The organism is Streptomyces doebereineriae, from assembly GCF_031845645.1.
In the GTDB taxonomy this organism is placed as follows: domain Bacteria; phylum Actinomycetota; class Actinomycetes; order Streptomycetales; family Streptomycetaceae; genus Streptomyces; species Streptomyces canus.
In genome coordinates this window covers 1-451 of record NZ_JAVREZ010000308.1, presented here as the reverse complement: position 1 = coordinate 451, position 451 = coordinate 1, and the positions used below count along the sequence as shown (strand labels likewise).

General features: G+C 71.4%; 1 protein-coding gene. It reads right to left on the bottom strand.

Translation table 11 applies throughout. The features are described from left to right. Nucleotides 1–451, bottom strand: a 451-nt coding sequence (locus tag RNB18_RS52020; RefSeq protein WP_394817815.1) for a thiolase C-terminal domain-containing protein, incomplete at both ends; no start/stop codon positions are given.

Sequence of the window (451 nt, the reverse complement as noted above, 5' to 3'; positions counted from 1 at the left end):
ATGTATGTGAACGCGTCGTAGATCTCCGCCAGGTCGATGTCGGCGGGGCGCACCCCGGCGCGTTCGAAGGCCAGGCGGCCCGAGACGGCGGCGGGGGAGACCGTGAAGTCCTCCCACTCCGACATCGTGGCGTGCGAGACGTGCTCCCCGGCGCCCAGGACCCACACCGGGGCCTTCGCCGTGTCCGGTACGTACTCCTCGGCGGCCAGCAGCACCGCGCAGCCCCCGTCGCTGCGGATGCAGCAGTGCAGTCTGGTGAACGGGTCCGCGATCATCGGGCCGGAGAGGACCTCGTCGACCGTGATCGGGGTGCGGAACATCGCCTCCGGGTTGGCCGCCGCGTTCGCCCGCGCCTGTACGGCCACCTCGGCGAGCTGTTCCAGGGTCGTGCCGTACTCGTGCATGTGGCGGCGGGCCGGGCCAGGGCCGTACTCCTGGTCTACGGGTCGAC